Annotated in this window: 26 protein-coding genes; 13 read left to right on the top strand and 13 right to left on the bottom strand. The window is 61.1% G+C overall.

The window, feature by feature from the left end; genetic code table 11:
• Positions 1-9: 9 nt before the first annotated feature.
• Positions 10-324: a PepSY domain-containing protein gene (locus AC5J09_RS03410; protein ID WP_018096480.1), complete on the bottom strand. Its 315-nt coding sequence runs from the start codon at positions 322-324 to the stop codon at positions 10-12.
• Positions 325-582: 258 nt separating this feature from the next.
• Between AC5J09_RS03410 and AC5J09_RS03405 the strand changes: the two genes are divergently transcribed.
• A complete protein-coding gene (locus AC5J09_RS03405; RefSeq protein WP_275598675.1) occupies positions 583-2,592 on the top strand; it encodes an AI-2E family transporter in 2,010 nt (669 codons plus the stop codon).
• An 89-nt stretch (positions 2,593-2,681) separates the two neighbouring features.
• Positions 2,682-4,865 carry a putative bifunctional diguanylate cyclase/phosphodiesterase gene (locus AC5J09_RS03400; RefSeq protein WP_494296884.1) on the top strand — a complete coding sequence of 728 codons (2,184 nt, stop codon included), beginning with the start codon at positions 2,682-2,684 and terminating at the stop codon, positions 4,863-4,865.
• Between the two features lie 178 nt (positions 4,866-5,043).
• On the opposite strand, the gene AC5J09_RS03395 is transcribed toward AC5J09_RS03400, so the two are convergent.
• Together AC5J09_RS03395 and AC5J09_RS03390 are read right to left on the bottom strand one after the other, a co-directional pair.
• On the bottom strand, positions 5,044-5,517 hold the full coding sequence (locus AC5J09_RS03395; protein WP_102762054.1) for a VOC family protein: 474 nt from the start codon (positions 5,515-5,517) through the stop codon (positions 5,044-5,046).
• 299 nt (positions 5,518-5,816) lie between these two features.
• The gene (locus AC5J09_RS03390; RefSeq protein ID WP_494296883.1) at positions 5,817-7,220 is read right to left on the bottom strand and encodes a S8 family serine peptidase; all 1,404 of its coding nucleotides are present in this window, start codon (positions 7,218-7,220) and stop codon (positions 5,817-5,819) included.
• A gap of 142 nt (positions 7,221-7,362) precedes the next feature.
• Here AC5J09_RS03390 and AC5J09_RS03385 point away from each other — a divergent pair, with 142 nt between their 5' ends.
• On the top strand, positions 7,363-7,905 hold the full coding sequence (locus AC5J09_RS03385; protein WP_494296882.1) for an RNA polymerase sigma factor: 543 nt from the start codon (positions 7,363-7,365) through the stop codon (positions 7,903-7,905).
• Complete coding sequence (locus AC5J09_RS03380; protein ID WP_338279916.1) at positions 7,902-8,687, top strand: anti-sigma factor family protein; 786 nt, start codon at positions 7,902-7,904, stop codon at positions 8,685-8,687. The genes AC5J09_RS03385 and AC5J09_RS03380 overlap by 4 nt, the downstream gene beginning before the upstream one ends.
• 5 nt (positions 8,688-8,692) lie before the next feature.
• Here the strand turns inward: AC5J09_RS03380 and AC5J09_RS03375 are convergent, their stop codons facing one another.
• Entirely contained in the window at positions 8,693-9,085 is a 393-nt protein-coding gene (locus AC5J09_RS03375; RefSeq protein ID WP_164866950.1) for a hypothetical protein, read from the bottom strand.
• Positions 9,086-9,326: 241 nt separating this feature from the next.
• A complete protein-coding gene (locus tag AC5J09_RS03370) occupies positions 9,327-10,040 on the bottom strand; it encodes a DUF6065 family protein (protein WP_494296881.1) in 714 nt (237 codons plus the stop codon).
• Between the two features lie 186 nt (positions 10,041-10,226).
• On the opposite strand from AC5J09_RS03370, the gene greA reads away from it, so the two are divergent.
• Complete coding sequence (greA, locus tag AC5J09_RS03365) at positions 10,227-10,709, top strand: transcription elongation factor GreA (protein WP_437408492.1); 483 nt, start codon at positions 10,227-10,229, stop codon at positions 10,707-10,709.
• Between the two features lie 134 nt (positions 10,710-10,843).
• Here the strand turns inward: greA and AC5J09_RS03360 are convergent, their stop codons facing one another.
• The 5 genes from AC5J09_RS03360 to AC5J09_RS03340 form a co-directional block, all read right to left on the bottom strand.
• Complete coding sequence (locus tag AC5J09_RS03360; protein ID WP_494296880.1) at positions 10,844-12,370, bottom strand: malonate--CoA ligase; 1,527 nt, start codon at positions 12,368-12,370, stop codon at positions 10,844-10,846.
• Positions 12,367-13,806: a malonyl-CoA decarboxylase gene (locus tag AC5J09_RS03355; RefSeq protein WP_494296879.1), complete on the bottom strand. Its 1,440-nt coding sequence runs from the start codon at positions 13,804-13,806 to the stop codon at positions 12,367-12,369. The genes AC5J09_RS03360 and AC5J09_RS03355 overlap by 4 nt, the downstream gene beginning before the upstream one ends.
• The gene (locus tag AC5J09_RS03350; protein WP_494296878.1) at positions 13,803-15,119 is read right to left on the bottom strand and encodes a TRAP transporter large permease; all 1,317 of its coding nucleotides are present in this window, start codon (positions 15,117-15,119) and stop codon (positions 13,803-13,805) included. The genes AC5J09_RS03355 and AC5J09_RS03350 overlap by 4 nt, the downstream gene beginning before the upstream one ends.
• A complete protein-coding gene (locus AC5J09_RS03345; RefSeq protein ID WP_494296877.1) occupies positions 15,116-15,685 on the bottom strand; it encodes a TRAP transporter small permease subunit in 570 nt (189 codons plus the stop codon). The genes AC5J09_RS03350 and AC5J09_RS03345 overlap by 4 nt, the downstream gene beginning before the upstream one ends.
• Before the next feature lie 65 nt (positions 15,686-15,750).
• The gene (locus tag AC5J09_RS03340; RefSeq protein WP_100673556.1) at positions 15,751-16,755 is read right to left on the bottom strand and encodes a TRAP transporter substrate-binding protein; all 1,005 of its coding nucleotides are present in this window, start codon (positions 16,753-16,755) and stop codon (positions 15,751-15,753) included.
• A 121-nt stretch (positions 16,756-16,876) separates the two neighbouring features.
• Between AC5J09_RS03340 and AC5J09_RS03335 the strand changes: the two genes are divergently transcribed.
• The 8 genes from AC5J09_RS03335 (at position 16,877) to AC5J09_RS03300 (ending at position 24,588) form a co-directional block, all read left to right on the top strand.
• Positions 16,877-17,551 (top strand): GntR family transcriptional regulator, encoded by a 675-nt coding sequence (locus AC5J09_RS03335; protein WP_494296876.1) that lies wholly within the window; start codon positions 16,877-16,879, stop codon positions 17,549-17,551.
• A 231-nt stretch (positions 17,552-17,782) separates the two neighbouring features.
• Positions 17,783-19,183: a type II and III secretion system protein family protein gene (locus tag AC5J09_RS03330; protein ID WP_494296875.1), complete on the top strand. Its 1,401-nt coding sequence runs from the start codon at positions 17,783-17,785 to the stop codon at positions 19,181-19,183.
• Positions 19,180-19,479 (top strand): hypothetical protein, encoded by a 300-nt coding sequence (locus AC5J09_RS03325; protein WP_102762064.1) that lies wholly within the window; start codon positions 19,180-19,182, stop codon positions 19,477-19,479. The genes AC5J09_RS03330 and AC5J09_RS03325 overlap by 4 nt, the downstream gene beginning before the upstream one ends.
• 21 nt (positions 19,480-19,500) lie before the next feature.
• A complete protein-coding gene (locus tag AC5J09_RS03320) occupies positions 19,501-20,031 on the top strand; it encodes a tetratricopeptide repeat protein (RefSeq protein ID WP_494296874.1) in 531 nt (176 codons plus the stop codon).
• Between the two features lie 89 nt (positions 20,032-20,120).
• A complete protein-coding gene (locus AC5J09_RS03315; protein ID WP_494296873.1) occupies positions 20,121-20,927 on the top strand; it encodes a class I SAM-dependent methyltransferase in 807 nt (268 codons plus the stop codon).
• Between the two features lie 61 nt (positions 20,928-20,988).
• The gene (locus AC5J09_RS03310; protein ID WP_494296872.1) at positions 20,989-21,774 is read left to right on the top strand and encodes a class I SAM-dependent methyltransferase; all 786 of its coding nucleotides are present in this window, start codon (positions 20,989-20,991) and stop codon (positions 21,772-21,774) included.
• A gap of 371 nt (positions 21,775-22,145) precedes the next feature.
• A complete protein-coding gene (locus AC5J09_RS03305; protein WP_102762066.1) occupies positions 22,146-23,450 on the top strand; it encodes a metal-dependent hydrolase family protein in 1,305 nt (434 codons plus the stop codon).
• Positions 23,451-23,535: 85 nt separating this feature from the next.
• Positions 23,536-24,588: an AI-2E family transporter gene (locus tag AC5J09_RS03300; RefSeq protein ID WP_102762067.1), complete on the top strand. Its 1,053-nt coding sequence runs from the start codon at positions 23,536-23,538 to the stop codon at positions 24,586-24,588.
• Between the two features lie 69 nt (positions 24,589-24,657).
• Here AC5J09_RS03300 and AC5J09_RS03295 read toward each other — a convergent pair whose 3' ends face one another.
• From AC5J09_RS03295 to AC5J09_RS03285, 3 genes are all read right to left on the bottom strand, one after another.
• Positions 24,658-25,296, bottom strand: a complete 639-nt coding sequence (locus AC5J09_RS03295; protein WP_102762069.1) for an HdeD family acid-resistance protein — start codon at positions 25,294-25,296, stop codon at positions 24,658-24,660.
• A gap of 407 nt (positions 25,297-25,703) precedes the next feature.
• Positions 25,704-26,198, bottom strand: a complete 495-nt coding sequence (locus AC5J09_RS03290; protein WP_275598172.1) for a DUF1269 domain-containing protein — start codon at positions 26,196-26,198, stop codon at positions 25,704-25,706.
• Between the two features lie 135 nt (positions 26,199-26,333).
• Complete coding sequence (locus tag AC5J09_RS03285; protein WP_102762072.1) at positions 26,334-26,624, bottom strand: YMGG-like glycine zipper-containing protein; 291 nt, start codon at positions 26,622-26,624, stop codon at positions 26,334-26,336.
• Positions 26,625-26,709: the final 85 nt, after the last annotated feature.

The raw sequence follows: 26,709 nt of genomic DNA, 5'->3' as shown, positions 1-26,709 counted from the left end.
GTCTGTGGACTACTGCGCCGTTACGTTGCCCTGATAGTCGAGAGCGACCGAAACGGATTTGCCCTCCTTCATCGCAGTTGCCTGCCACACACCCTTGTCATCGAGCTTCAATCCGCTGACCTCGGTGTATCCGGCCTCTTCGATCCGTTCCTTCGCTTGCGCTTCAGTAAAGCTGTTCGCGCCTTCGACCGGTGCCGTCGGGTTCTCAGAATCGGGCGTTGCGACAGCAGGCGTTTCTCCTTCCGCTGAAGGCGTCGTCTGCGCGAGTGAAGTCGTGGCCACGGCGCTCATCAGTGCTGCCGCGGCAATGATCATATTTTTCATGTGGTTACCTCTTCAGAAGACCGCGATTGATCCCCCGTCGCAGAAACACGCCGGGCGCAGAATGGTTCCCGGCGCGATGCTCCGGCCGCCATGCTGGTGGGCGGCTTGGCTTTGGCACCGGAAATGGCAACTGCTGCGGTTCCATGCAACGGAGCATCTGCTGGGCGGCGCCAAACACTGCCCTACCTACTTGCGAACAAGGTTCTTGCCTGCTGGTCGCAACCAGGTCGACCGCCGGGTGATGTGGTGGAGGGTGTGGTGCTGAAGTTCTCGCGTGGCGTTGACCAGGATCGTGCAGCCGCCGCAGGCGGCCTGCAGCAAATCGCGTTTGCGCGCAGCGCAGCAGCCGCGGCGCAGCCGTCACGTCTACCGACCCTCGTCGCAACCGCTGCCACGGTTGCCGTCCTCTATTTCGCCCGGGACGTCTTCCTGCCGCTGGCCATCGCCATTCTGCTCACCTTTGCGCTCGCGCCGCTGGTTTCGAGGCTGCGTCGAGTCGGTTGTCCCCGTTCGGTGGCCGTCGTCGGGACGGTGACGACGGCTTTTCTGTTCCTGTCCGCATTCGGCGCGGTCATAGCGATGCAAGTGAGCGAGGTGGCTCAGAACCTGCCGACCTATCAGTACAACATCGTCGAGAAGGTCAGGACCCTGAAGGAGACCGGATCGGAAAGCCAGATTTTTGAACGGATTGGCCGCGTTATAGAGAGGATCAGCACGGAGATCAGCCGGCCCGAACCCGAGGTGCGTGCCTCACCCGAACCGGCGCCGGAGACCCAGCCGTTGCTCGTGGAGATTTTCTCTCCGCAGCGGCCGGTCGAAACACTGAAGAATATCATCAATCCTCTGCTTGGGCCCTTGGCGACGACCGGCCTCGTCATCGTCGTGGTCATCTTCATGCTGTTCGAGAGGGAGGAGCTGCGCGACCGTTTCATTCGGCTGGTCGGCTACGGCGACCTGCATCGAACGACCGAAGCACTTCAGGACGCGGGCGCTCGCGTCGGCCGGTACCTGCTCATGCAGTTGGTCGTGAACATCACCTACGGCATTCCGCTGGCCATCGGCCTCTCGCTGCTCGGTATCCCCAATGCGGTCCTCTGGGGGATGCTCGCCATCGTGTTGCGCTTCGTCCCCTATATCGGGCCGGTCATCGCTGCGGCTCTGCCGTTGTTCCTGGCGTTTGCCGCGGCACCTGGATGGAGCCTGCTCGTCTGGACGGCGGCCTTGTTCATTGTCCTCGAGCTCGTGAGCAACAATGTCGTCGAGCCTTGGCTTTACGGTTCCCGCACCGGTTTGTCGCCGCTTGCGATCATCGTCGCGGCGATCTTTTGGGCATGGCTCTGGGGGCCGGTCGGACTGGTGCTGTCGACGCCGCTCACCGTGTGCCTTGTCGTTCTCGGTCGCCACGTCCCGCAATTCGAGTTTCTGGAGATACTGCTGGGCAACGAGCCCGTGCTCGATCCGAAGGAGCGCCTCTATCAGCGTCTGCTCGCCGGAGATCCGGATGAGGCGACGGACAATGCGGAAGACATGCTGGAGGAGAAGTATCTCGTCGAGTTCTACGACACGGTTGCTATTCCCGCACTGCTCCTGGCGGAGCGGGACCGCGCACGGGGCGCCCTGACGAACGCCCAGGCGGCTCAGATTGCCCAGAGTGCGAACACCCTCATCGCCAATCTCGAGGAGATTGCCGGCGAAGAGGAGGAGGAGGAGGAGGAAACGGGCGCGGAAGCGCAGGAAAATGGTGATGATGATGCGGACGAATATGATCTTCCCCTCGGCGACGGCAAGTCCGTCCTGTGCGTCGGAGGGCGCAGTGATCTCGATGACGTTGCCGCATCGATGCTCGCCCAGACCCTATGGATCCAGGGCGCGGAGGCGGCTCACGCCGGTCACGACGTCCTCAAGGCGGGCAATATAAAGGCTCTGAAGCTCGAGGGGCGAAACGCCGTCGTCCTGAGCGTTCTCGACCAGGATTTCATGAGACATGCCAAGTTTACCGTGCGTCGGCTGAAACGCATGGCCCCTGCGGCGCGCATCGGGATCGTTCTGTGGCAGGAGGATGGCCGGCCGGACACTACCGAAAGAGACCAGCTCGTTGAATCGCTGCAGGCGGATTTCGTGGTATTCGGGATGGGTGACGCCGTCCGCGAGGCGCTTTCAGACGAATTGCCTCGGTCTTTGAAACTCGCCCATCCGAAGATCGCACCCGGATACGCCATGCGGAGAAGCAAGCGTGCGGATAGGGAAAGCACGGTCAAAGCGGACTAGATCGTGAGATGCCGAAGGGCACGTGCGAAGCTTACGCCGTTTTAAGACGTTCAGCTCAATGATGAGCAGCCCTGTCAGGAGGAGTGCGGATGAGGTTTGTGGCTGGCAAAGTCGCGGTTTTCAGGTGGATGCTGCCCTTGGCCATCGCGATGGCGTTGATGGGAGGCATATACCTGGCCGTCCGCTGGTCGGCGCAGCAATCGGACGCTGTGGCGGTCAAGCGGCAGCAACACCTCGTCGAGCTTGTCATCTCCAAGATGCAAGGCAGCATCGCCCATGATCAGGAGAGCGTCACCGTCTGGGATGACGCCGTCAGAAAAGTTTCGCAGGAATGGGATTCGCGGTGGGTTGATTCCAACCTGGGCAGCTGGATGAACAGCTATTTCCGACACGACGGCGCATTCGTGATCAGTCCGGACCGTAAACCGTTATACGCCTTTCTTGCCGGCCGGACTGACGAAGCTTTCAGCAACATAGAACCCGAAGCAATGCCGCTGATCGCCAAGCTGCAAGAGAGGCTCGCAGCAGGCGATGAGGAAGGAACGAGCGAGCAGGTGCTGTCCATCGGCGAGAGCGATCTCGTACGCATCGGGGGCCGCCCGGCGATTATCAGCGTGAAGCCGATCGTGTCGGACACCGGTGATATCGTTCAGGAGCCCGGCAGGGAATTTCTGCACTTGGCCGTCCGCTTTCTCGACGGCGATCTCCTGACCCATCTCGGTGAGGATTATGGTTTCGAGGACCTGCGCTTTTCTGTTTTGCCAGAACTCGGTCGGCAGCGGTCCTATGCTCCGATCGTTTCATCGTCCGGAGAAACGATAGGGTATTTCTCCTGGCTCCCGTTCAGGCCCGGTGCCGATGTGATGAAGGCCACGGCGCCGGTGCTTCTGGTCGCCGGCGCCCTCCTCTTTGCCCTCACCAGCGCGCTCAGTATCGTATTGCGGAGGCGGTCGAGACGTCTGCAGGAAAGCCAGGCGGAGCTCAACCATCTGGCGCGTCACGATCCGTTGACGGGACTCGCCAACCGTGCGTCTTTCAACGGTCTGCTGGCGCGGGTCGTTGCTACGTCGACAATCGATCAAGCCAATGCTCTCCTGTACCTCGATCTCGACCGCTTCAAGCAAGTGAACGACACACTCGGCCATCCTGTTGGCGATCGGCTGATGGTCGAGGTCGCGAAACGGCTTAAGGAAACCGCTGCTGGTGCCGCCATTTCCAGAATTGGTGGCGATGAGTTTACCATCATCGTCGAACGCACCCGCCAGGACCAGGTGGAGAAGCTCTGTGACTCGCTGATCGCTTCGATCCGCCGGCCTTTCGAGATAGACGGACAGCCGATTCTCATCGGACTTTCGATAGGTGTGGCCGTCGCGACCGGGAATGGCGCCGACCCCGTCGAGATCACGCGGAAGGCCGATATCGCGCTTTACCACGCCAAGTCGGCCGGGCGGAACCGATACGCAGTGTTTGGCCCTCACATGGACGAACTGATCAGGACGAAGCGGGATCTGGAACAGGATCTGCGAGCGGCCCTGGATGCCGGCAATCAGCTCGAGGTCTTCTACCAGCCCGTATATTCGGCGCAGTCCCATGAGATAAGCTCGCTGGAAGCTCTTATTCGCTGGCGGCATCCGAGCAAGGGCAACATAGCACCGGATGCCTTCGTTTCGCTTGCGGAGACTGCCGGCCTCATCGATCGGCTCGGCGCTTTCGTGCTGAAGGAAGCCTGTTCTACGGCGCGCGAATTTCCGGGCCTCGACATCGCAGTGAACGTCTCCGCGGTCGAGCTTGGACAACGGCATTATGCCGCCCAGGTTCTCTCACTGCTGCGGCAGTTCGGGGTCGAGCCGTCGAGACTGGAGCTCGAGATCACCGAAACGGCTCTCCTCGACGAAGCCGGCGTCTGCGAAAAAAACATCACGGCGCTACGCGAGTTCGGCGTCAAGTTCGCACTTGACGATTTCGGTACGGGCTTCTCCTCATTTGGGCGGTTGCAGCGCCTGGAGGTCGACCGGATCAAGATCGATCGCTCTTTCGTCCACGCCTTCGATCAGCCCGGTGGCGGCGTGGCGGTCGTGCAGTCCATCGTCGGTGTCGCACATGCAAAAGGTCTGCGCATCACCGCCGAGGGAGTCGAGACCGAGGAGCAGAGCGAGATCCTGCGCAAGCTTGGCTGCGACGAATTGCAGGGCTTCCATTTGTCCAGACCGATGCCGAAGAGTTCACTTCGTCCGCTTCTTGCGACAGAAAAGGCTCAAGGAACCTCCTTCTAGAGCACTTCCAGGAAAAGGGTGTGACGGTTTTCCGTCCGGAAGAGCGTTGGACCAAAGGGTTAGAGCATTTCAACGTTTCTATGAAACAGTGAAATGCTCAGCTAACTGGCGGTCCGAGCGTCTGCACAGGGACACGCGGACGCTTTTGCCGCAAACCGGGTCGCAGTCCGGTGGAGCATCAACCGCGCCGCGCCGCCTCGATTGCAGCGACGTCTATTTTTTTCATGTCCATCATCGCCTCGAACGCTCGCTTTGCCTCGTCGCCGCCGGCGGCCATCGCGTCGGTCAGTACGCGCGGAGTGATCTGCCAGGAAATTCCCCATTTGTCCTTGCACCAGCCGCAGGCGCTTTCCTTGCCGCCATTGCCGACGATGGCGTTCCAGTAGCGATCGGTCTCTTCCTGATCGTCGGTGGCGATCTGGAAGGAGAAAGCCTCGTTGTGCTTGAATGCGGGCCCCCCGTTGAGGCCGATACAGGGAATGCCCGCAACGGTGAAGTCGACCGTCAGCACGTCGCCCTCTTTGCCCGCGGGGTAGTCACCGGGTGCGCGGTGCACGGCACGCACCGCGCTGTCAGGAAAGATCTCACAGTAGAAACGAGCGGCAGCCTCGGCGTCCTTATCGTACCATAGGCAAATCGTATTCTTCGCCATTGCCTGGTCCTTTCGCTTGGAAACATTCGGATTTGGGCCGCAAGCGGCCGACATTGGGAAATCACCTGCCCGGCCGCCAGTGAACGTAGAGCTACCTCACGGAAGAGGCTCCCATTATGCGCTTCGAAAGTCGCACGGGATCACCAAGTATTCAATGCGCCCGCAAGAAAAGCCAGGCACATCAGCCTCGCAACGCCGCAGCGTCTTCACACAGCGAGGATGGCGCGGCTGTTGCGAGTGGCCGGTCGGTGGGTTTGGCCGTTCCCATGCATGTCTTGCACCGGACGACGCTGCTTAGCTCAGGACTTCGTCGTGCAAATCGCTCGCGCGTTCAACAGACCCCAGCCGAAGACGGGATCCTTTCCCGGTTCTCCGAGATCTTCGGCGTGTCCGGTCAGCCTGTCGCGGAGCAATTCCGGAGCGAGGTCCGCTTCAGATGCTTTCATCATCGCCACCGCCGCGGTCACGAAAGGGGCGGCGAAAGAGGTTCCAGTCTTCGGACGCACGCCGCTGACCGAAGCTGCTGTCCAGACCGCCACGCCAGGGGCGGCGAAGTCGATATGCTCCCCGCGTCCGGCGCGCCGGTAGGGCCGTTTGCGCCTGTCGGTCGCGGTGACGGCAATGACCTCTTCATAGGCAGCCGGATAGACGGGCTTGGCTCTCGGACCGTCATTGCCCGCGGCGGCGACCATGATGGTTCCGCGCTCCCCCGCCTTTTTGACCGCCTGTTGGAGCAGGAGATTGGGCGGGCCGGCAAGGCTGAGATTGACCACCTGAACCTGACGCCCAACGAGGAGGTCGAGTGCGCGCGCCAGATCGAAGGCGGCGGAGCGGTCGTCTTGCCGCCCCGCCCGGTGAAACGCGTCCACGGCGATGAGCTTGCCACCCGGTATCAGGCCCGGCGTGCGGCTCGTGGCTGAGCCCACGAGCAAGGCCGCGACAGCGGTGCCGTGCTGCCTGCCGGACTCCGGCAGTTCTTCGTCGACGAGGCGGACGATCTCTACGTTGCGAGCCTCGAATGCGATGTGATCGGGGTTGATCGCCGTATCGACAAGGCCGATGCGCACGCCTGCCGCGCAAGTGCCAGGCCAGGTTTGAGCCGAGGGCCAGCCGATCACGTCGCGTGCCAGGCAGTCGCTTTCGACGCACGGGGCATCGGGATGCTGTTCCGGCCGGAAATAATGGTTGAAGTCGATCACCGCTTGAGGCGCCAGGGCGCGGGCCTGCTGCCGAGCGGCTTCCAGTGTCAGGCCTTGGGGAATGCGAAGCTTGATCACCTCGGCGTTGAAGGAAGCCATCGTGTTCCGTTCGAGGAGCTCGAAGCCTGCGGCCGCCAACCCGCCGAGTTCCGTCGAACTGAAACCCAGCCCGACGATCTCATCGGGCGCTCGTATGGGTGCGGCGGGTGCGGCTGCGCGCGAGCGCCGCGGGGCGGTCCGACGTGGCAGGAACTCTCGGAATGGAAACAGGCTCTTGCCGCCACTCCATCCGGCGCCGGCGCCGTAGGAGCCGGAGCGGCCGGAATCGCGCGAGCCGCGGTTGCCGTCATTCCCACCGTCATCGTCGTCGTCGTCGTCGGCCAGGGCAAGCCCGGTTCCGAGCACGTCACGCACGATCATGTTCCCGGGAGCCAGGACGTCGCCGGATAAGAGTGCGATTGCAGCAATGGGCGCGAGCAGGGCCAGTTTCGACGTGGTCAGCATCTGAAAACCTCAATCGGCTAGGTCAGGCGGATAGGAGGATAGCGCATTCCTTTGGACGGTGAGACCGCTACCTGTAGATTGTGTCAGAACGGCTGAGTCGTCGGTCTATTCCCTCTTCTAGCCAATTACGGAGTTTCGGGACATGAGCAGTGCGGTAAAGGATGTCGGCGAACGCCTCATGGCGTTTTTGCCCAATCTGCGCCGCTTTGCCATCTCCCTTTGCGGCTCGCGTGATGTCGCCGATGATCTTGTGCAGGCGGCCTGCGAGCGGGCACTGGCCAGTGCCGAGCGCTTCGAGCCGGGCACGCGCTTCGACGCTTGGATATTCCGCATCCTGCGCAATCTCTGGATCGACCAGGTGCGCCGGCAGAAGACCGCAGGCGTGCAGGACGATATCACCGAGCGTCATGACATCGCCGGTTCATCCGGCGAGCGTGAAGCCGAAGCGCGGCTGACCCTCAAAACCGTCGCGGAGGCGATCACCGAATTGCCGGACGAGCAGCGGGAGGTGGTTCTTCTTGTCTGCGTCGAGGAGCTATCCTATCGCGAAGCGGCCGATGTGATGGGCATTCCCATAGGCACGGTTATGAGCCGACTGGCGAGGGCACGTAAGAGTTTGGCCGAGGCTGCCGGAATAACACAGTCGACCGGACGTTCTCAGTCAATAAAGGGCACAAAGGAATGACAGGAACGGACTTCTCCGACGAGACACTGATGCGGTTCGCCGACGGCGAGCTCGACGCCGGGACGATCGCCGAAGTAGAACGAGCGATGGAATCGGATGACGAGCTGGTCGCGCGGGTGGCGCTCTTCATCGAAACGCGCCACGCTGCCAAGACCGCTATGGAGCCGCTGCTCGATGAGCCGGTACCTTCCGGACTCAAGCGTGCGGTCGAAAGAATGGTGACGGAGAAGACGTCGCCACCTCCTGTATCGGGCGCGGGCATCCTGCCTTTCCCACGCCGCGTTGCGAACGAATCTAACAGAAGGCGATGGCTCGCTCCCGTCGCTGCCTCGCTGGCGGCTGTCGTTGCGGGATTCGGCGGATATTGGCTGCGGGGAAGTGTCGAGGCACCGATCGAAGGTGGCTTGCGCGTTGCCGCCATAGGCAGCCCCGCGCTTGATGAGGCGCTCGCCACGGTCGCCGCAGGCGAGGAACGGCGGCTGCCGGGTTCCAAGCAACGCTTCCGGGCGATTGCGACATTCCGTGACAATGCGCAGGCGCTGTGCCGCGAGTTCGAGCTGGACTCGGCCGATGGCTCAACAGTGGTTTCGGTTGCCTGCCGCACCGGGGCCGAGTGGCGTGTGACCTTCGCCGTCATCGCACCCGTAGCGAGCGGCGGCTATGCTCCTGCATCTTCCACGGAAACGCTCGACGCCTATCTGACAGCGATTGATGCAGGGGCGCCGCTCGAGGCGGCGGAAGAGGCTAGAGCTCTCGGCGAACTCCGAGGTGCGCAACGGTGAGTGCATCAAAAATCGCGATCATGGAATAGAGGCGCGCACCGCCCGTTACTCCTGCGGACCGAAGAAGCGGTCCGGTTTTCATAAGGAGTAGATGAGATGACAAAGAACTGGACGAACAAGGCAATCGCCGCCGGCTTGGCGGCACTCGTGGGCTCTGCCGCCGAAGCAAGGGAATATACCTCCTCATTTCCCGGCGTGGAGCGCGCTTCGACGCAAACCGCCCAGACGACCGGCCGAACCGACGGCGAGATCATAGTCGCCGGCAACAGCTCATCCAATTCGAGTTCCAACTCCTCGAGCAATTCGAGTTCCAACTCGTCGTCCAACAGTTCCTCGAATTCGAGCTCCAATTCATCCTCGAACAGCTCGTCGAACTCATCCTCCAACCGTTCGTCCAATTCGAGCTCGAACCGGTCCGACCGGTCGTACCGTCCGGGCAAGCTGTGGCACACAGGGCGCTGAGGTTGCGGGAAAGCTGACGGTGCGACAAGAGAGCGGGGGCCGACATTCCGGCCCCCGCCTTTTTTACCGGACCTTTCAAAGCGTTTTAGGGTCTCGTTGGAAACGGTGAAACGCTCTAACCTCTGAAGCTGCGCACTTCCGGACGGCAAACCGTTACACACGTGTTCTGGAAGTGCCCTAGCGAGCGGCGCGCGCGGACTTTCGATACCAGCCTTCTGCGGCGATGGTGTTTCGGTGGACCGTCTCGCGCTCAACTGCTTCCGCGCGGGTTTCGGCGCGGATTTCCGCTGTGACTGCCGCATCGGCACGGCGAAAGGGTATCACCTGCACAAGCGGCGTTCCCTTTTCGACGACGTGAAGGCCATCCGGTGCCGTCGCGAAGAACGGAAAATGGATGTGAGCGCTATAGCTGTCCGTATCGACAATCCCGGCCACGCATTCAAAAGGCTGTCCCGGGCGGTTTAGCGGCGGCAGAAACAGGCAACTCCATCCGGCCGGCGTGCGGATCGACCAGTAATTGTGAAACTTGCAGGGCGGGGAGGGCTCTTTCGGATTTCCCGCCACCTGATGGGCGCCGTGGTTGCTGACCATTACCCGGTCGAACTCCCAACCGGCCTCGACGCTGCGGCCGTCATCCTTGATGTCAAGGCGCACCGTCGCGGCGATCCGCAGGATCCAGCCAGTGGTCATGGCATCGAGAAAGGGCATGCAGCGTTTGACGGTCAGACCGTTGTTGATTGCCGACAGGTGCCCTTTGTCGACCGCCGGCAGCCGGCGGAACCAATCAGGCAGAACCGATTTGGCCGGTACCGGCCGCGCGATAACGCCGTCGTCTTCCGGATGGCAGACAAACTGAATGACCCGCGGATCTTTCTTTAGGAAACTTAACATCCCGCTTCTCCCGTTGAATGGCCCGGGAGTAACGGAACGGCGAGGCTTCTATTCCGTCGGCGAGAGAATGAGCAGAAACTCGATGTGTCGATACTGTCGGTTCCTGTCATCGCCCTATATAGTTCCGAGAAAACAGAGTGCGATCGCTCCCAAGGAGAGAGCGCTTCGTCCAAGCGGAGTTCGCCGGTGAGCGTAGCCTTCATCAAGGAAGAAAGTGCCGAAACGGCCTCGGAAACACTGCTGCCTGACCGGCCGGTCTCGCCCCATCCGAACCTTGTCACAGCAAAGGGATTGAAGGCTCTGGAATTGCACCTCCAACAGGCTCGGGAAGCCTACGAGGCCGCAAGCACGATCGAGGACGTGAACGAACGGCGGCGGCAGGCGGCGGGCCCCTTGCGGGATCTGCGCTACTTCGCGGAAAGAGTTCGAACGGCTCAACTCGTCTCCGATCCGGCATCATTCGATGTGGTCGCATTTGGAAGCACGGTCACCTTCAGCCGTGATGACGGGCGGGTGCAGAAATATCGGATTGTCGGAGAGGATGAAGCCGATCCCAAGGCCGGTTCGATCTCCTACGTGTCCCCCGTGGCAAGGGTTCTTATGGGCAAATCTGTCGGGGACATCGCGAGTGTCGGCGATCAGGAGCTCGAAGTGCTCGCCATCTCGTAGAGCGGGATGAGGAAAGTGTAACGGTTTTCGGTCCGGAGGTGCTTTGGATCAAATGGTTAGAGCATTTCAGTGTTTCTGTGAAACCTTGAATGCTCTGACCGATTAGAAGCAATCTCTCGGCGTGCGCGCGATGCCTACGCGCGCGCCACGGCTCCTGCATAAAGACGCGCATATGTTTCGCGAAGGACGTTCTTCTGAACCTTGCCCATCGTATTGCGCGGCAGGTCGTCCACGAAGATCACCCGTTTCGGTTGCTTGTAGCGCGCCAGCCGGCCTTCCAAACCATCGAGAATGGCGCGCTCGTCGATCGTCGCACCCGGCTTCCGGACGACCACGGCCGTGACGCCTTCGCCGAAGTCCGGATGCGGCACGCCGATGACTGCCGTTTCCACGACCCCCGGCATCTGGTCGATCTCGGTTTCGACTTCCTTGGGATAGATGTTGTATCCGCCGGAAATCACGAGATCCTTGCCTCGCCCGACGATATGGACATAGCCCCGCTCGTCGATCTTGCCGAGGTCGCCGGTGATGAAGAAGCCGTCGGCGCGGAACTCCGCCTGCGTCTTTTCGGGCATGCGCCAATAGCCCTTGAACACGTTCGGGCCCTTCACCTCGATCATTCCCGTCTCGCCTTTCGGGAGTGGCCTGCCGCTCTCCGGATCGGCGACGCGAAGCGAAACACCCGGCAATGGGAAGCCGACGGTTCCGGCGATGCGCTCGCCGTCATAGGGGTTGGAGGTGTTCATATTGGTTTCGGTCATGCCGTAGCGCTCTAGAATGGCATGTCCGGTCATCTGGGCGAAAGTCCTGTGGGTCTCGGCAAGCAGCGGAGCCGAGCCAGACACGAAAAGCCGCATCCCGGCGGTTGCCTCGCGCGTCAGTCCCGGATTGTGAACGAGACGCACATAGAAGGTCGGAACGCCCATCATTGCGGTTGCTTGCGGCATCAGACGCAGGACTTCGTTGGCGTCGAACTTCGGCAGGAAAAACATCGAGGCGCCGGCCAGAAGAACGACATTCGATGCAACGAAGAGGCCATGCGTGTGGAAGATCGGCAGGGCGTGAATCAGCCTGTCGTCGGCCGTGAAGCGCCAATGGTCGCGAAGCGTGGCGGCGTTCGAGAGGAGGTTGTCATGCGTCAGCATCGCGCCCTTGGACCGCCCGGTCGTGCCCGACGTGTAGAGGATGGCGGCGAGGTCATCCGGACCGCGATCGGCGTTGCGGAAATCCGGTGCATTGCCCCGGGCAAGGTCGATCAGCGAGCCGCCACCTTTCTCGTCCAGCGTCTCGACCTTGGCGCCGTGATCGGCGGCAGGCTTCGAGATCCCCTCCTTTGCAGCCGGCCCGCAGACGATGAGCCGAGGCTCGGAATCTGCGAAGAAATAGTCGAGTTCGGCAAGCGTATAGGCCGTGTTGAGGGGAAGATAGACCGCGCCCGCGCGCAGGCAGGCGAGATAAAGCATCAGCGCCTCGGGGCTCTTCTCCACCTGCACCGCCACCCGATCGCCAGGCCGCACACCGAGGCTGTCGAGCGCGGAAGCGATGCGGCCCGAATGCTCCAGCATGTCGCCATAGGTCCAGCGGCCGCCGTCGGCCGTCAGGATGAAGGCGGAGTCGGGGCGCGCTGCCCGGCGTATGGCGTCGAACAGATGGTTGCTCATGAGGTGAACTCCTTGTTGCCTTTCCTTCCTGGTGCGTCGGCTGATCGGACGTCCGGGGGAAAGGCGTCCGGACCTGGAACGAGGCTGCGTGAACCCCTGTCGGCCGGCACCAGCCGGCGGATGGCGGGTGCGGCGACGACCTCGCCGCGGGTCGCAAAGACCTCGTGGTTGGTCTCGATGTCGTCGAGCTTGTAGAGATAGTTGACCATCATCCCGTGGGCCTGGCGCATCGCCCGTTCGGACCGGTCGCCCAGGAAATTGATGCGTTCGAGCCGTGCGCCGTTGCCGAGATGGAACCGGGCGACGGGATCGACGGTCTTGCCGTTGCGATTGCGAGCCCTGAGGAAATACCAGGCGGCCGCAGCCGTCAGGCTTGGCTGGATGGCCGCTGCGGTCTCCGGCTGATCGGCCCAATCAGGCTCGTCGAGCACCGCGAGCCTGCTGCGGTCGGCGGCGGATAGGGCGTTGGACGTTTCGGCCCGGCGTTCGCGCGACAACCAATCGGCAAAGCCCGGCACCGGCGACAGCGTCACGAAGGTGTCGAGGCGAGGGAGGTCGCGCCGCAGATCCTCCACCACCTGTTTGATCAGGAAGTTGCCGAAAGAGATGCCCCTGAGGCCTTCCTGGCAGTTCGAAATGGAATAGAAGACGGCTGTCGTCGCGTCGGCAGCGCGGATCGGCGCACGGTCCTCCTTCAGCAGCTCCGCGATGTTGGAAGGCATTTCGCGTGTCAGCGCCACTTCGACGAAGATCAGCGGATCGTCGACCAGCTGCGGATGGAAGAAGGCGAAGCAGCGCCGGTCCTCCGGCGCAAGCCGCCGGCGCAACTCGTCCCAGCCGCCGATATGATGGACGGCCTCGTAACGAATGATCTTCTCCAGAATGTCGGCCGGCGTCGACCAGCTGATCGGCCGCAACACCAGGAAGCCCCGATTGAACCAGGAACCGAAGAGATGCGCGAAGTCCGTATCGACCGCCTCCAGATCGGGGTTCTGGGCTTTGAGTTCGAGGAGGTCCGCCCGCATGCGGACGAGGGTCGCGATGCCGTTCGGCGCAAGATTGAGCCTGCGGATCAATTCCTGGCGGCGCGGTTCTGCCGCCATGCTCATCTCAAGCAGCGCCTTCGGCGTCGGATCGGCGCGATAGGCGTCGATCGCCCGCTCCAGCCGTTCGATATCAGGGCCGAAACGAGAGAGCAGCGCCAACATGAAATCGCACCGCTTGTCCTGATCGAAGCCTTGCCACCGATCCAGAATGTTCTTGGCCAGCGCCATGCCCGACGCCTCGCCTCGGCTCGACAGCAGCGTGTCGCAGAGCGCTTCCATGGTGCCGACCGGATTGACATCGCCGTTCCGGGCCGGACCGAGCGACAAGAATCGCCGGCCGCGCTCGGCAATGCTCTGCAGCATGTCGCTGAAAAATGACGTCGTGCTCATTGGACGGTTCCCAGCATCTGGTTCGGCAGCCACGTCGAGATGTCCGGAAAGACGCAGAGGAGAATGATCGCCAGGAACATGACGAGCACGTAAGGCAGGGACCCCCAGAGAATGTCCTTCGTCGGAATCTGCGGCGCAATGGCATTGATGACGAAAAGGTTGAGCCCGATCGGAGGCGTGATCAGGCCGACCTCCATGTTGATCGTCAGCACGATCGCGAACCAGTAGGGGTCGAAACCCGCCTGGGTGACGATCGGGAAGAGCATCGGTGAGGTCATCACGATGACGGCGACGGGGGGCAGGAACATGCCGCAAATCAACAGAAAGACGTTGATGATCAGCATCAGCACCCAGCGGTTGACCTCCATGTCCGCAATCGCAGCCGCGACAGTCTGCGTGATGAACAGCGACGACAGCGCGAAGGCGAAGAGCTCGGCAGCAGCCATGATCATCATGATCATGACGCTTTCCTTCATCGCCGACCCGAAGATGCCGGCGACCGGCCGAAACCGGAAGAGGCGATAGGCGACGATCACGACTGCCAATGTCAGGAATGCGCCCGCACCGGCTGCTTCAGAAGGCGTGGCGATACCGCCATAGAGTACGTAGAGCGTGCCGGCAATGATCAGCAGGAACGGCAGGATGCGCGGAAGGGCGGCCAGCCGTTCCTTCATCGAGTAGCGAACAAGGCGTGCATCGAATTCATAGCCCTTGCGTTTGCAATCGATGACGGCCCAGATCATGAACATGATCGTCAGCAGAATGCCGGGGACGATGCCCGCCATGAACAGCCGCCCGATGGAGGTCTCGGTCGCTATTCCGTAGACGATCAGCGTGACCGAAGGGGGAATGAGAATACCCAGCGTGCCGCCGGCGGCGATGGAGCCGCTCGCGACCGAAGCGGGATAGCCGCGCCGCATCATCTCCGGAATGCCCATCTTGCCGATCGCCGCGCAAGTCGCGGGCGACGAGCCCGTCATCCCGGAAAAGATGGCGCAAGCTCCGATGTTGGACAGAATGAGGCCCCCCGGGATGCGGTTCAGCCACCGGTCGAGCGAGGTGTAGAGGTCAGATCCCGCCGGAGACGAGGCAACCGCCGCGCCCATGAGGACGAACATCGGGATCGACACATAGGCCAGATTGGCGATGCCTGAAAACATCGTATCGCCGAGCACGTAGAAAATGCCGGCGCCGCTTTGCATGTAGAGCGCTGCGAAGGCGGCAAGACCCAGGGCGAAGGCGATGGGCATTCCCGTTGCCAGCAGCACGAAAAGACATGCAACGATCATCAGTCCAGAGACAGTCGGGCTCACTGAATGATCTCCTGTGGATGGCGGTCGGCGCCCGGGGCCGAACCCGGTTCGGCCGCGCCGGGACCTATGGCTTCCGGGACTGCCGGGGCGGTGAGGAGCGTCAGAATCTGCGCGACATATTGCAGGCACAGCATGGCAAAGCTGACGGGTAGGGCAGCGAGCGGCACCCAAAGCGGCGGCGCCCAGACGCTGGAGTGTTTCCAGTTTCCCGCCCACGCGTCATGGAACTGAATCCACGTCGCAATCAGCATGACGACGCAGAACAACAGTCCGAGCAGGCCGGCGAGGATTCGCAGGACGTAGCGCGTGCGGTCGCCGACTAGCATCTCGACGACGTCGATGCCCACATGGCCGCCCTTGAGCAAGACGTATGGCGCGCCGAGAAACATGGCTGCGGTCGCGGAAAACACGACGAAGTCCGTCTGCCAGATCGTCGCCTGACGAAATACATAGCGCTGCATGATCATCTGGCAGACGACGAGCATCGCCGCAATGAGCAGGGCCGTCGCAATGGCCGCAAGGCCACGCGAAGCATTGCCGACAGCCTGTGTATAGGCTTTGAGCATCAGATCATCCCCGAGTTGCGCTGGAAGGAACGGCGCGCCGGAGCACGCCGTTCTGTCGGTCCGCCTTACTTCACGGCGAGCGCCTTTTCGATCAGCTTGTCGCCGCCGGGAACGTTGGCGGCGAAGTTCTTGTAGGACGATGCCTTGGCGAGTTCGAGCCAGGCATCGTAATCCTCCTTCGACATCTCGACGACTTCGACGCCTGCCTTCTTGTAGGTGTCGATCATGACCTGATCGCCCTTGCGGACCTCTTCGTTGAAATAGACTTCCGCTTTCTCGCCGGCAGCGAGGATCGCCTTCTGCTGCTCTTCCGTCAGGCCATCGAAGACGCGCTTCGACACCAGCACCGGTTCGTACATGAACCAGAGGGCGTTTTCCCCCGGCGCAGTGAGGCACTTGGCCTGTTCGAACAGGCGATAGGACACGAAACTCGCCGACGAGGTGTTCGCCGCATCCAGGACGCCGGTCTGCATGCCGGTGTAGATTTCCGAAGAAGGCATGGATGAGATCGAAGCACCGGCTTCCACGAGCATCTCCTCGAAGGCCGGCCCGGCGGCGCGGATCACCTGTCCCTTGATCGTGTCGGGGGAGGTGATGCAATTCTTCTTGGAGGCGAAGGCGCCGGAGAGCCACGCATCGGCGATCACCAAGGCGCCGGCATCCTCGATGACCTTCTTGATGTCCCCCATGAACTCGGAATCGTTAAGCCGCATGGCGCGATCGAAATTTCCCACGAGGCCGGGCATCAGCGTCGCGGAGAATTCCGGGTGGCGGCCCGAAGCATAATCCAAGGGGAACGAAGTCATATCGAGCAGGCCCCGTGTGACCGCATTCCACTGATCGTTCGGCTTGTAGAGCGACGACCCCGGGAACACCTGGATTTCGAGGCCGACATTGGCGGCGGCGACCTCGCGGGCGATCAGTTGCACCATCTCGTCGCGAATGTCGCCCTTTCCCCCCGGGAACTGGTGTGACGCCTTCAACACGGTCTGGGCACCCGCTGTGGAAGCGATCAAGCTGCAGATGGCCGCGACAGCAGAAGTCGTCAACTTCCGTTGAAAACTGCTCATTTCTTCCTCCCTGACATGCCGGCCTCCCGCCGGCTTGGTAGTAAGAGTGGATCCATCTTGCGTACCGTGTCAAGATTTTTGTATACAAGAGGAATGGTTGTTGCATACGGATCGGTAAGGAATGAGCGAGAACATTTTCTACAAGCTGCGGGACGATATCGAGAACGGCATCGTAACGGGCGAGTTCGAGCCGGGTGAACGTCTGGACGAGACGCAACTCGCCATGCGCTTCGGCGTATCCCGCACCCCGATCCGCGAAGCCTTGATGCAACTGAGCGCGATCGGGCTCGTCGAGATCAGACCGCGGCGCGGCGCCGTCGTCGTGGATCCGGCCCCGCAGCGCGTCTACGAAATGTTTGAGGTCATGGCTGAACTGGAAGGCATGGCCGGTGCTCTTGCCGCGCGCCGGCATACGGAGGAAGACAGCGCGGCTCTGTTGGCCGCCCACGAGAAATGCCGGGAAGCGGTCCTCAGCGAGGAGACCGATCGCTACTATTACGAGAACGAGATTTTTCATCGCGCGATATACACGGCGAGCCATAGCGGCTTTCTGGAGGAGCAATGCACTACCCTCCATCGCCGCCTTCGCCCCTATCGCCGCCTGCAGCTCAGAGTTCGCAACCGCATGAAGGTCTCGTTCAGGGAACATGGAGAGATCGTCGATGCCATTCTTTCCGGCAATGCGGATGGCGCGCGGGAGGGATTGCGCAGCCATGTGGCGGTCCAAGGCGACCGCTTCGGCGACCTTGTCGCAAACCTCTCGAACCGTGAACGGCGGAGCGGTCGGCTCGGATAGGAACCGGACGATGAGGCATTCCGGTCCCAATACAGTACCTGAGAATACAGGCTGCGCGGGCCACTAAAAATTGCCGGTTTTATTTAAAATTCCTGGGTGTTTATTGTGGGTTGGGGGGATTCTTGGTTGACCTTGGGGCAGGTTCTCGAAACACTCCCGGCGGTTACGGCCAACACGTAGCGTCACGAAAGTGCGACATTGTGCCGAGTGTCGTGGAGGAACACAGGAACCATGACAAGGTCAAGAGGCTCCCTTTTTGCGTTCTTCTGCTTCGTTGTGGCTCTGTGTACGGGCATTGGCGCCAGTCCCCCGGCCTCGGCAAACGGCGATTCGGTCGAAATCTCGTCGAATTTTTCCCGGTCAATCAAGGTTGCGAAGGGCAAGACGGTCACGATCAGGGCCGTGCAGCGATTCGATGAGATCGTCATCGGGGATCCGGAGATTGCGACCGTAACCCCTCTGACCGATCGTTCCTTCTATATTCTCGGCAATGAACTGGGCTCGACAAGCGTCACCATTTTCGATGCGGAAAAGAATCCGGTCGGCATTATCGACATAGAGGTGACGCTCGATACGAAATTGCTGTCCTCGACGATCCGACAGTCGGTGCCGGGCTCGAGCGTAAAGGTAACCTCGGCGAACGGAAGGATCGTTCTTTCCGGCTCTGCCACGGACGCGGTTGCGGCTACCCAGGCTGAGCAGATCGCATCGCGCTTTGCCGGCGACGAGGAGGTCATCAATTCCATTAAGATCACGTCGTCCCAACAGGTACAGCTGAATGTCAGATTCGTGGAGATCAACCGCGACGTCGGCAAGGAGCTTGGAACCCAGATCAGTGCCGCCTATGCCTGGTCGAACGGGAGTGTCGAGTTCAACTCCTCCCCGCGCGCGACATCCAATACGCCGGCCGGCTCGCTTATCGGCAGCCTCATCGGAGAGGGCTACTCGGTCGATGTGGCGATCGATGCGCTCGAAGACAGGGGTATGGCCCGGCGCCTCGCCGAGCCGAACCTGATAGCGCGTTCCGGTGAGACCTCAAGCTTTCTGGCCGGCGGCGAATTCCCTATCCCCATCTCGGAGCAGGACGGAACCATTACCGTCAGCTATAAGAAGTTCGGTGTCGGTCTGGATTTCACGCCGACCGTGCTCAGCGATGGCCTTATCTCCCTCGACATCGAGCCGGAGGTATCGGCGATCGACAACACCGCCTCCTACCGGGTGGGAAATATCGCGATCCCGGGCTTCTCCGTCCGCCGTGCCCGGACGTCCGTCGATCTCAAGAGCGGCCAGAGCTTCATGATCGCCGGCCTCCTGCAGAGCGAGAACAATCTCATCACCCAGCGCGTGCCGGGCCTCGGGCAACTTCCCATTCTCGGCGCGTTGTTTTCGTCCAAAGCTTACCAGCGCCGCGAGACCGATCTCGTGATCATCGTCACGCCTCATCTCGTCAAACCGATCGATCCCCTCAAGAAGGTCGCCAGCCCGTCGGATCGAACGAAACGACCGACCGAATCTGAATTCTTTCTCGGCAATATCGATGAAGTGGAGGTCAACGGCAGGGGCCGGTCTGCGTCGAGGCAGGCGCGTGTCGTCCGCGCACCGAGTTCCGGCCATTTTCTGGAGCTCCAATGATCCGCAGAAGCAGCAGGCCTAAAGGCTTTCACGGCTTTCTTTTTCTTGCGTCGATCCTGCTTTCCGGGTGCCAGAGCTACGAATTCGTCCGCAGCGAAACGATAGCCCTGTCCGCAGGCGATGCAATCGCGGCCAATAGCGCGATGCAGATGGTCGATCCGTGGCCGCCAAGGGTCAAGCAGACCAGCTTGGTCACGCCGGCCGACCTGGAACAATATAAGCCGCAGGACGCGGAGCAAAACGGGACGAACGGGGGAAATGGTGAGCCTTATCCGAACGACACCACGACGCAGTAGCAAGAGGGCGGCGATCAGCGAATGGAGATGAGAATAGGCGAGTCCGGCCGCAGTGTGCTGGGCCGTCCGGGAGGAGAACGCCGGACCACGGAACTGGCCATGGCGATCGTCGCCGCTGTGCTTCTTTCGAGCTGTCAGACGTCGGAGGTGTTGTCGGGTGCCGAATTCGACCCGACATCCGCTCTGATGTCATCCGGAGACGTGAGCAAGTCCGATCTCGATCAGGGCAAGCTTCAATTCATGAACGGCAATTATGGGCTCGCCGAGAAGCACTTTCGAAAGGCGGTAGAGCTGCGGCAGGACAACGCCGAGGCGCTGATGGGATTGGCGGCCTGCTATGACCGCCTCGGCCGGTTCGATCTGGCGGACCGCGTCTATAGTCAATTGCTCAGGGTGGCCGGGCGCCAGCCACGCATCGTCAACAACATGGGATACTCGCAATATCTCCGAGGCGAGAAGGCAAACGCCCGCAAATTGCTGCTCGAAGCTCGTGCGGCATTACCGGGGGATGAGACGATCGAGGCCAATCTTGCCTTGTTGGACCGCAGTTGAGGGCATAGCGTCAGGCTCCCGCCGTCGGGCGACGTTGATCGGCTTCGTCTTCGCAGCTAGCTTCGACGGTCAGCAACTCGGTGACCGCCATGGCCAGTGACGTCCTTGCCCGTTCCTTCGGCAAAGAGGCATTCGGGCTCGACCCGCAGAATTACCACACGGCCCGGCCGCCCTATCCGGAGCTCGTCTGGGATGCGCTACGAGCGCGCGCGGGACTCCGAAGCGGTATTTCCATCCTCGAGATTGGAGCCGGAACCGGGCTGGCCACCGAACGCCTTCTTGACGATCGGCCCCAACGGCTTCTGGCTGTAGAGCCAGACAGGCGGCTAGCAAAGTTTCTTCGCGATCGATTGGACGAGGAAGAGCTCGAAGTGGTGGAAACTCCCTTCGAAAAATTGAAAGTTCCGGAAAAGAGTTTCGATCTCGTCGTCAGTGCGACGGCGTTTCACTGGATTGATGCCGTTCCTGCCCTGCGGCGCATACAGCGACTGCTGCGAGACGGCGGTAGCGTCGCTCTCATTTGGAACGTGTTCGGGGACGGTGTCAGGCCCGACCCATTTCATCGAGCAACGGCACACCTGTTCTCGGGCCATCGTACGAGCCCGTCCGGTGGCGGAACGACCCAGACGCCATACGGCCTCGATGTCGGAGCGCGACTGGCCGACTTGGCGGAGGCTGGATTTACGACCGACGAGCCAGAGCTCATAGACTGGACCCTGTCGCTGGACCCGTCCGCTGTTCGACGCCTCTACGCGACCTACTCGAATGTCACGGCACTGCCGGAGGACGAGCGGGAAAGATTGCTCGGCGGACTGGAGAAAGTGGCCGAAACCGAGTTCGCAGGCGTTGTCACCAGAAACATGACCACGTCGGTTTACACGGGAAGACGAGAGTAACGGGGTGCAGGGGAGGGAGGATCAAACTCCCGGACCAGCCCTCACAAAGAGAGGGAGTGCTATGGCGTTGGATCGTGCCGACTTTTACGACGCAGAATTGGCGCGACACAATCGCCACCTGCGGGTTGCTGCCGACTTTGGCGCAGATGATCGGGTGCTCGATATCGGCTGCGGTGCAGGACAGACGACGCGCGAGGCCGCCCGCGCCGCGTCGCAAGGCGAAGCGATCGGTGTGGATATTTCCGCGGAGATGCTTGAGGAGGCAAGGCGACGGAGTGCCGCTGAGGGTCTGCGGAATGTGATGTTCGAGCAGGGCGACGCGCAATTTCACGGATTCCCGACCGGCAGTTTCGACCTTTGCATCAGCCGGTTTGGCGTGATGTTCTTTGCCGATCCGGCGGCGGCATTTGCCAATATCGGCCGGGCCATGCGCCCCGGCGCGCGCCTTGTGTGGATGGTATGGCAGAACCGGGAGCGTAACGAGTGGTCGCGCGCCATCCGGCAAGCCCTGGCGCCGGCAATTGCGGTTTCCGCAGGTGCTGCCGACCCGTTTTCACTTGGCGATCCTCCGGTTGCCGCGGACCTTCTGAGATCGGCCGGCTTTACTTCGATCGACTTTGCGGACGTGCGAGAGCCGGTCTTCTATGGATCGGATGTCGATGCCGCGTTCGATGCACTCACCAGCCTTTATCTTGTGCAGGACGCTCTCGCGGCCGCAAATGAACCGCCGGACAAACCACTGCAGCGGCTGCGCGGCTTGCTTGAGGCGCATATGACCCCGAAGGGCGTATTTTTCGACTCTCGCGCGTGGATCATGACTGCCCGCCGGCCAGGCGGCGGAGGCTGACTACGCCAAGAAAGTCTGCGATCAGCAAGTGGTCTGCCAAGTGGACACTGTGTCGGTATCCGATGTCGGGAATGAGTGAGACGGCGAAGCGCGGTTGCCCGTTCCTTCGGCGATCTGGCGTGCCAAGATTTCAACCCCCCTGTACTATGAAAGAGACCACCGCTTCTTGACGTCTGCATTGTATAAGCTACAACTTGTCCTTGCGGCGTGACCACCTCTCCTCCTGAAGCGGGATGATCGTCATGTGTCAAAAATCCTCTGGATCGCAGCAGTCGACGCAATGTAAGGCTGCCGTGCATGCGGCGTCCCGTCCTGCAGCGTTGTTCCTTCTTGCGCATCCCGTTTTCACCTTGCTGCGCTCTGGCAGAGAAATGCTTGCGGCGGCTCTCGTGCTCGGACTTTGCGCGACCGCCAGCGCCGATGACGTGCTTTTCGAAAACGTCCACATCTTCGACGGAAAAAGTGCTGCTCTTTCAGCGCCGTCGAATGTTCTGGTCCAAGGCAATGTTATCGCGGAGATTTCGGTAAGCCCCATCGAAGCCGAAGGCGCTGAGCGCATTGCCGGCAACGGGCGAACGCTAATGCCGGGCCTGATCGATGCGCACTGGCATGCGATGTTGGCTGCTTCCACCCCGGCAGAGGCAATGGGCGACGTCAGCTTCGCCAGCATCGTGGCCGGCGATGAGGCGACGGATACGCTGATGCGCGGCTTCACCACCGTTCGCGACGTGGGCGGGCCGGCGTTCGGCCTCAAGCGGGCCATAGACCGGGGCATCATCCCCGGACCGCGCATCTATCCGTCCGGTGCCATGATCACGGTGACCAGCGGGCATGGCGATTTCCGCCAGCTCACCGACCTGCCAAGGAGGACGGGCGGCCTGCTCACCCCGATGGAGACGAGCGGGGGTGCCATGGTCGTGGACAGCCCCGACGAGGTGCGTCTGCGCGTCCGCGAGCAGTTCATGCAAGGCGCCGTTCTGATCAAGCTGACGGCGGGCGGCGGGGTGTCTTCACCCTTCAGCCCGCTCGACGTCACCACCTTTACCGAGCCGGAATTGCGGGCCGCCGTGGAAATCGCCGAGAATTGGGGCAGCTACGTCGCCGCGCACGCCTTCACCCCTGATGCGATCCGGAAGGCTATCGCTGCTGGTGTGAAGTGCATCGAACACGGCTTCCTCATGGATGAGGCCACTGCCAAGCTGATCGCCGAAAAGGACATTTGGCTGAGCTTGCAGCCACTTCCGGAATTGATGAGGACAGGCCTTCGCGAGGGTTCGGTCGAGCGTGCCAAGGCCGATGAGGTGTGGCCGGGTATCGGCAGGACGTACGAACTGGCAAAGAAATACAAGATCAAGACCGCGTGGGGCACGGATGTCCTGTTCTCCCGTGCACTGGCGAGGCAACAAGGAGCAATTCTTGCCTCACTCGTGCGTTGGTACACGCCTTCCGAAGCGCTCGTTATGGCAACGGGGACCAATGCCGAACTGCTGGCGCTGTCGGGCCAGCGCAACCCCTATCCGGGAAAGCTCGGCGTGATCGAGGAAGGCGCGCTCGCGGACCTCCTGCTCGTCGAAGGCAATCCGCTGGAGAATATCGACCTGGTGGCCGATCCCGCCAACAGCTTCAAGATCATCATGAAGGACGGCATGATCTACAAAAACACACTCGCCCAGTGAGAAACGACGGCCTGATGGCACCACCGAAGACTGCTGTCGTCGCATGCTACTGATGGACTGAGCAGATCGTCTGAGAGGTAGGTGCATGCCCGCCGCAAGAATGAAGATAATCTACACTACCCAAATTCTGATAGCGACTCTGCTCCTCCTCGCAATGCTCTCGATGGCAAGTTCGATATTTGCCCCAGTAGCTTTTGCGCTATTTATCATCGCGCTTGTGTGGCCGACGCAGTGCCGCTTGCAGGCTATGCTCCCTCGCCACTTGGCGCTCATCATCAGCTTCCTCTTGGTCGTGCTCGCCATCGTCGCGTTCGGCTGGCTCATAGCCTGGGCATTCGGGCATGTCGGCCGGTGGTTCATCGCGGATGCAGCGCGTTTTCAGCAGCTCTACGATCAGGTTCGCCTGTGGCTCGAGGAACACGGCGTAGCGGTTGGCATGCTCTGGTCAGAGAACTTCAGCGTTGGCTGGATCGTGCGTACTGTACAGGCCGTAAGCGGCCGGCTTAACAGCACCTTGAGTTTCTGGCTGATCGCGCTCGTCTATGTCCTGCTCGGGCTGATGGAGGTGGAGGCTTTCGGGCGCAGGCTCGAGGCCATGCGAAACCGGACGGGCAGTACATGGTTTCTTCGTGGCAGCCAACAAACCGCTATGAAGATTCGCCGCTACATGATGATCAGGACCGTGATGAGTGTCGTCACCGGGCTTCTGGTTTGGATTTTCACCCGCGCTGTCGGGCTGTCTCTCGCCGAGGAATGGGGCTTTATCGCGTTCGCTCTCAACTACATCCCCTTTCTTGGGCCGCTTGTGTCCACCCTGTTCCCGACGCTCTTTGCTCTTATCCAGTTCGGGACTGTGGAGACCGTCTTGATTGTCTTTACGGGCTTGAACCTCATTCAGTTCGTTGTGGGCAGTTATATCGAGCCACGAGCCTCAGGCAGCGCGCTGTCAATGTCCCCTGTCATGGTCCTGTTTTCCGTTTTCTTGTGGGGTTACTTATGGGGGATCTTCGGCGCCTTCATCGGCGTGCCGATAACGATCGCGTTGCTGACCTTCTGCAACCAGCATCCGTCCAGCAAGTGGCTTTCAGAATTGTTCGGTCTGGAGATCGCAACCGACGCTTCGACGCCCAGCGGATAATGCGGTCGTCATCGTCGGCCATGCTATGTGGGTCAAGCGATTACGATCGCGCCGATACCGTCCCGGCAGTCAGGTGGGTGGCGATGCCTGATTGTTTCCAGTTTTGTCCGGCCGGGGGAAAAATGCAAATCTCAGCCAAGCCACGCCATGCGCCAGAAAATCGATCCCCAGCAAGAGTGCAAGGAGCCAAAGGCCCGTCTTCGGGAACTCGGCCAGGACGACAAGTCCCGCGCCGGCCCCGAACGCTCCCGACAGCATCATAGGCCATCCTGCCTCACGCCAGTGGCTAATGCTGAGCAAGATCCTGACGGCGCCCGAGAGGATGAACAGCAGGCCGACCGTGTAGGTTTGCAGCAAGTCTTGTGTGCGCCCTGAGCGGGCCACCATGTTCGTGAGGACTTCCATCACGCCCGAGCCGGCGACGTCGGTTAGCATTAAGCCGAGGGCGATATATAAAAATCCGAGCAGCGTTTGCCATGACAGGCCACCCCATCGTCTCGCCCAGAAGGCATATACGATTTCGAACACGCCAACCAAGATGGCGGCGGTTCCGACGAAGGCCGGAGTGACGACTGGTGCAAACGCCACATCCCCCAGGACGACCAGTCCCGCCAGAAGCATTACGCCGCCAAGGACGACCCGAACAGAAGGCGGGGGGCCGCTCGGGTCGCCACCTGCATTGACCGGCATGGTGTCGTAAGATGCCATGGCTTCCTCGTGACTCCGGCTGCTCGTTGCAAACACTATGCTCCGAGAAGCGGTGCGATCGTCGGCAAATCTTCAAAGACGTCGGCGCATCGATCCGCGGGCGGATTGACCGTCTGTACGGACCTTGCGCCTGCAGTGCCGGGCGGCAGATCGCACTATCGCCGTTCATTTCGGCGAAGGACGTGGCCCGCGATGAAAGCTATACCGATGAGCAGAAGGACTACTCCTGCCAATCCAATTCCGAACGAGCCATATCGGTAGCCGGACGCCGCGAGGAGGAAACCAATAATGATACTCGCGAAGCCGATTAGCTTCATTTTCATCAGGTTGAAGTTTTCGCCGTATCCTGCCATGTGAGTATCCAATTTCTCCGCGTCCGGTTCAGTCGTCACCAGCGCGAACGGCGTCTAAGCGGCGCTCGCTTTCTGCAAGGCGTCCCGCAGCAGTTGCTCCTTGCTTTCATCCAGTGAGGTTTTCAGGATGGTGCCGCCAAATGGCGATATGTCCTTCAGAACCTTGTCCTCAGTCATCTCCTTCACCAGCACGAACAGTGCCGCATTGCCGGGCTGAAGACCTCTGGCAAGTTCCTTCATGAAATCGTCGTTGATGCCCACATCGCTCAGCGCGCCCCCGATTGCTCCGGAGGCCGCACCTACGGCCACCCCGATCAGCGGGTTGAGGAACAGCACACCGACGAGCAGACCCCAGAAGCTTCCTGAAGCGGCACCAGCCGCAGTGAGGTTCATCAGTTGATTCAACTTGACCTTGCCTGCGTCAGTCTTTGTCGCGATCACGGCGTCGCCCAATGTGAGCAAGTATTCTTTCTGCAGTCCAATCAGGCGCTGTCGGACTTCTTCGGCTTTGTCTTCACTGGGATAAATAATGGCAATCAGGCTGGACATGACTAACTCCCATTTACGTTAGTTGCGAAGCTTAGCGGCAACCTGGCGCGCACCCTGAATGCCCAATGGTGCCGGTCGCGCAGGCGTTCACGGCCTTCCGGGAATAAGGTTGCAGGGCGCGCCAGGCGGCAGGTTTCATCGGCACCTTGCGATGATGATTGTCCCGTCGGGCTGTCTGTATCTGCAGTTGCCACGGTTGTAGGACGGAGTCGTTGCAGTTCCGACCGCGGCCCCGACCAGAGCTCCGCCAGCCGCACCGGCGACGGTGCTCGTTGTGTTCCCTCCAATCAACTGGCCCGCCACCGCGCCTGTTCCGGCGCCTATCAGAGCTCCGCCCAGGCCGCGTTGGTTCTGTTCGGTGGCGCACCCACCGGCAAGCGCGGCCACAACCGCAAGCGTGAGAGGGAGTATCGTCCTTCGGGTCATGGCATTTCTCCTTGTGCGAGAGCGCCAATCTCTGGAAAATCGGGCTGAGAGATCAGACGATTCTCAGGGCAGGGCTAGAGGCGCT

This window comes from Sinorhizobium sp. (assembly GCF_059070375.1).
Note: the sequence above shows the minus strand (reverse complement) of the source record. Positions and strands in the feature narration are given on the sequence as shown.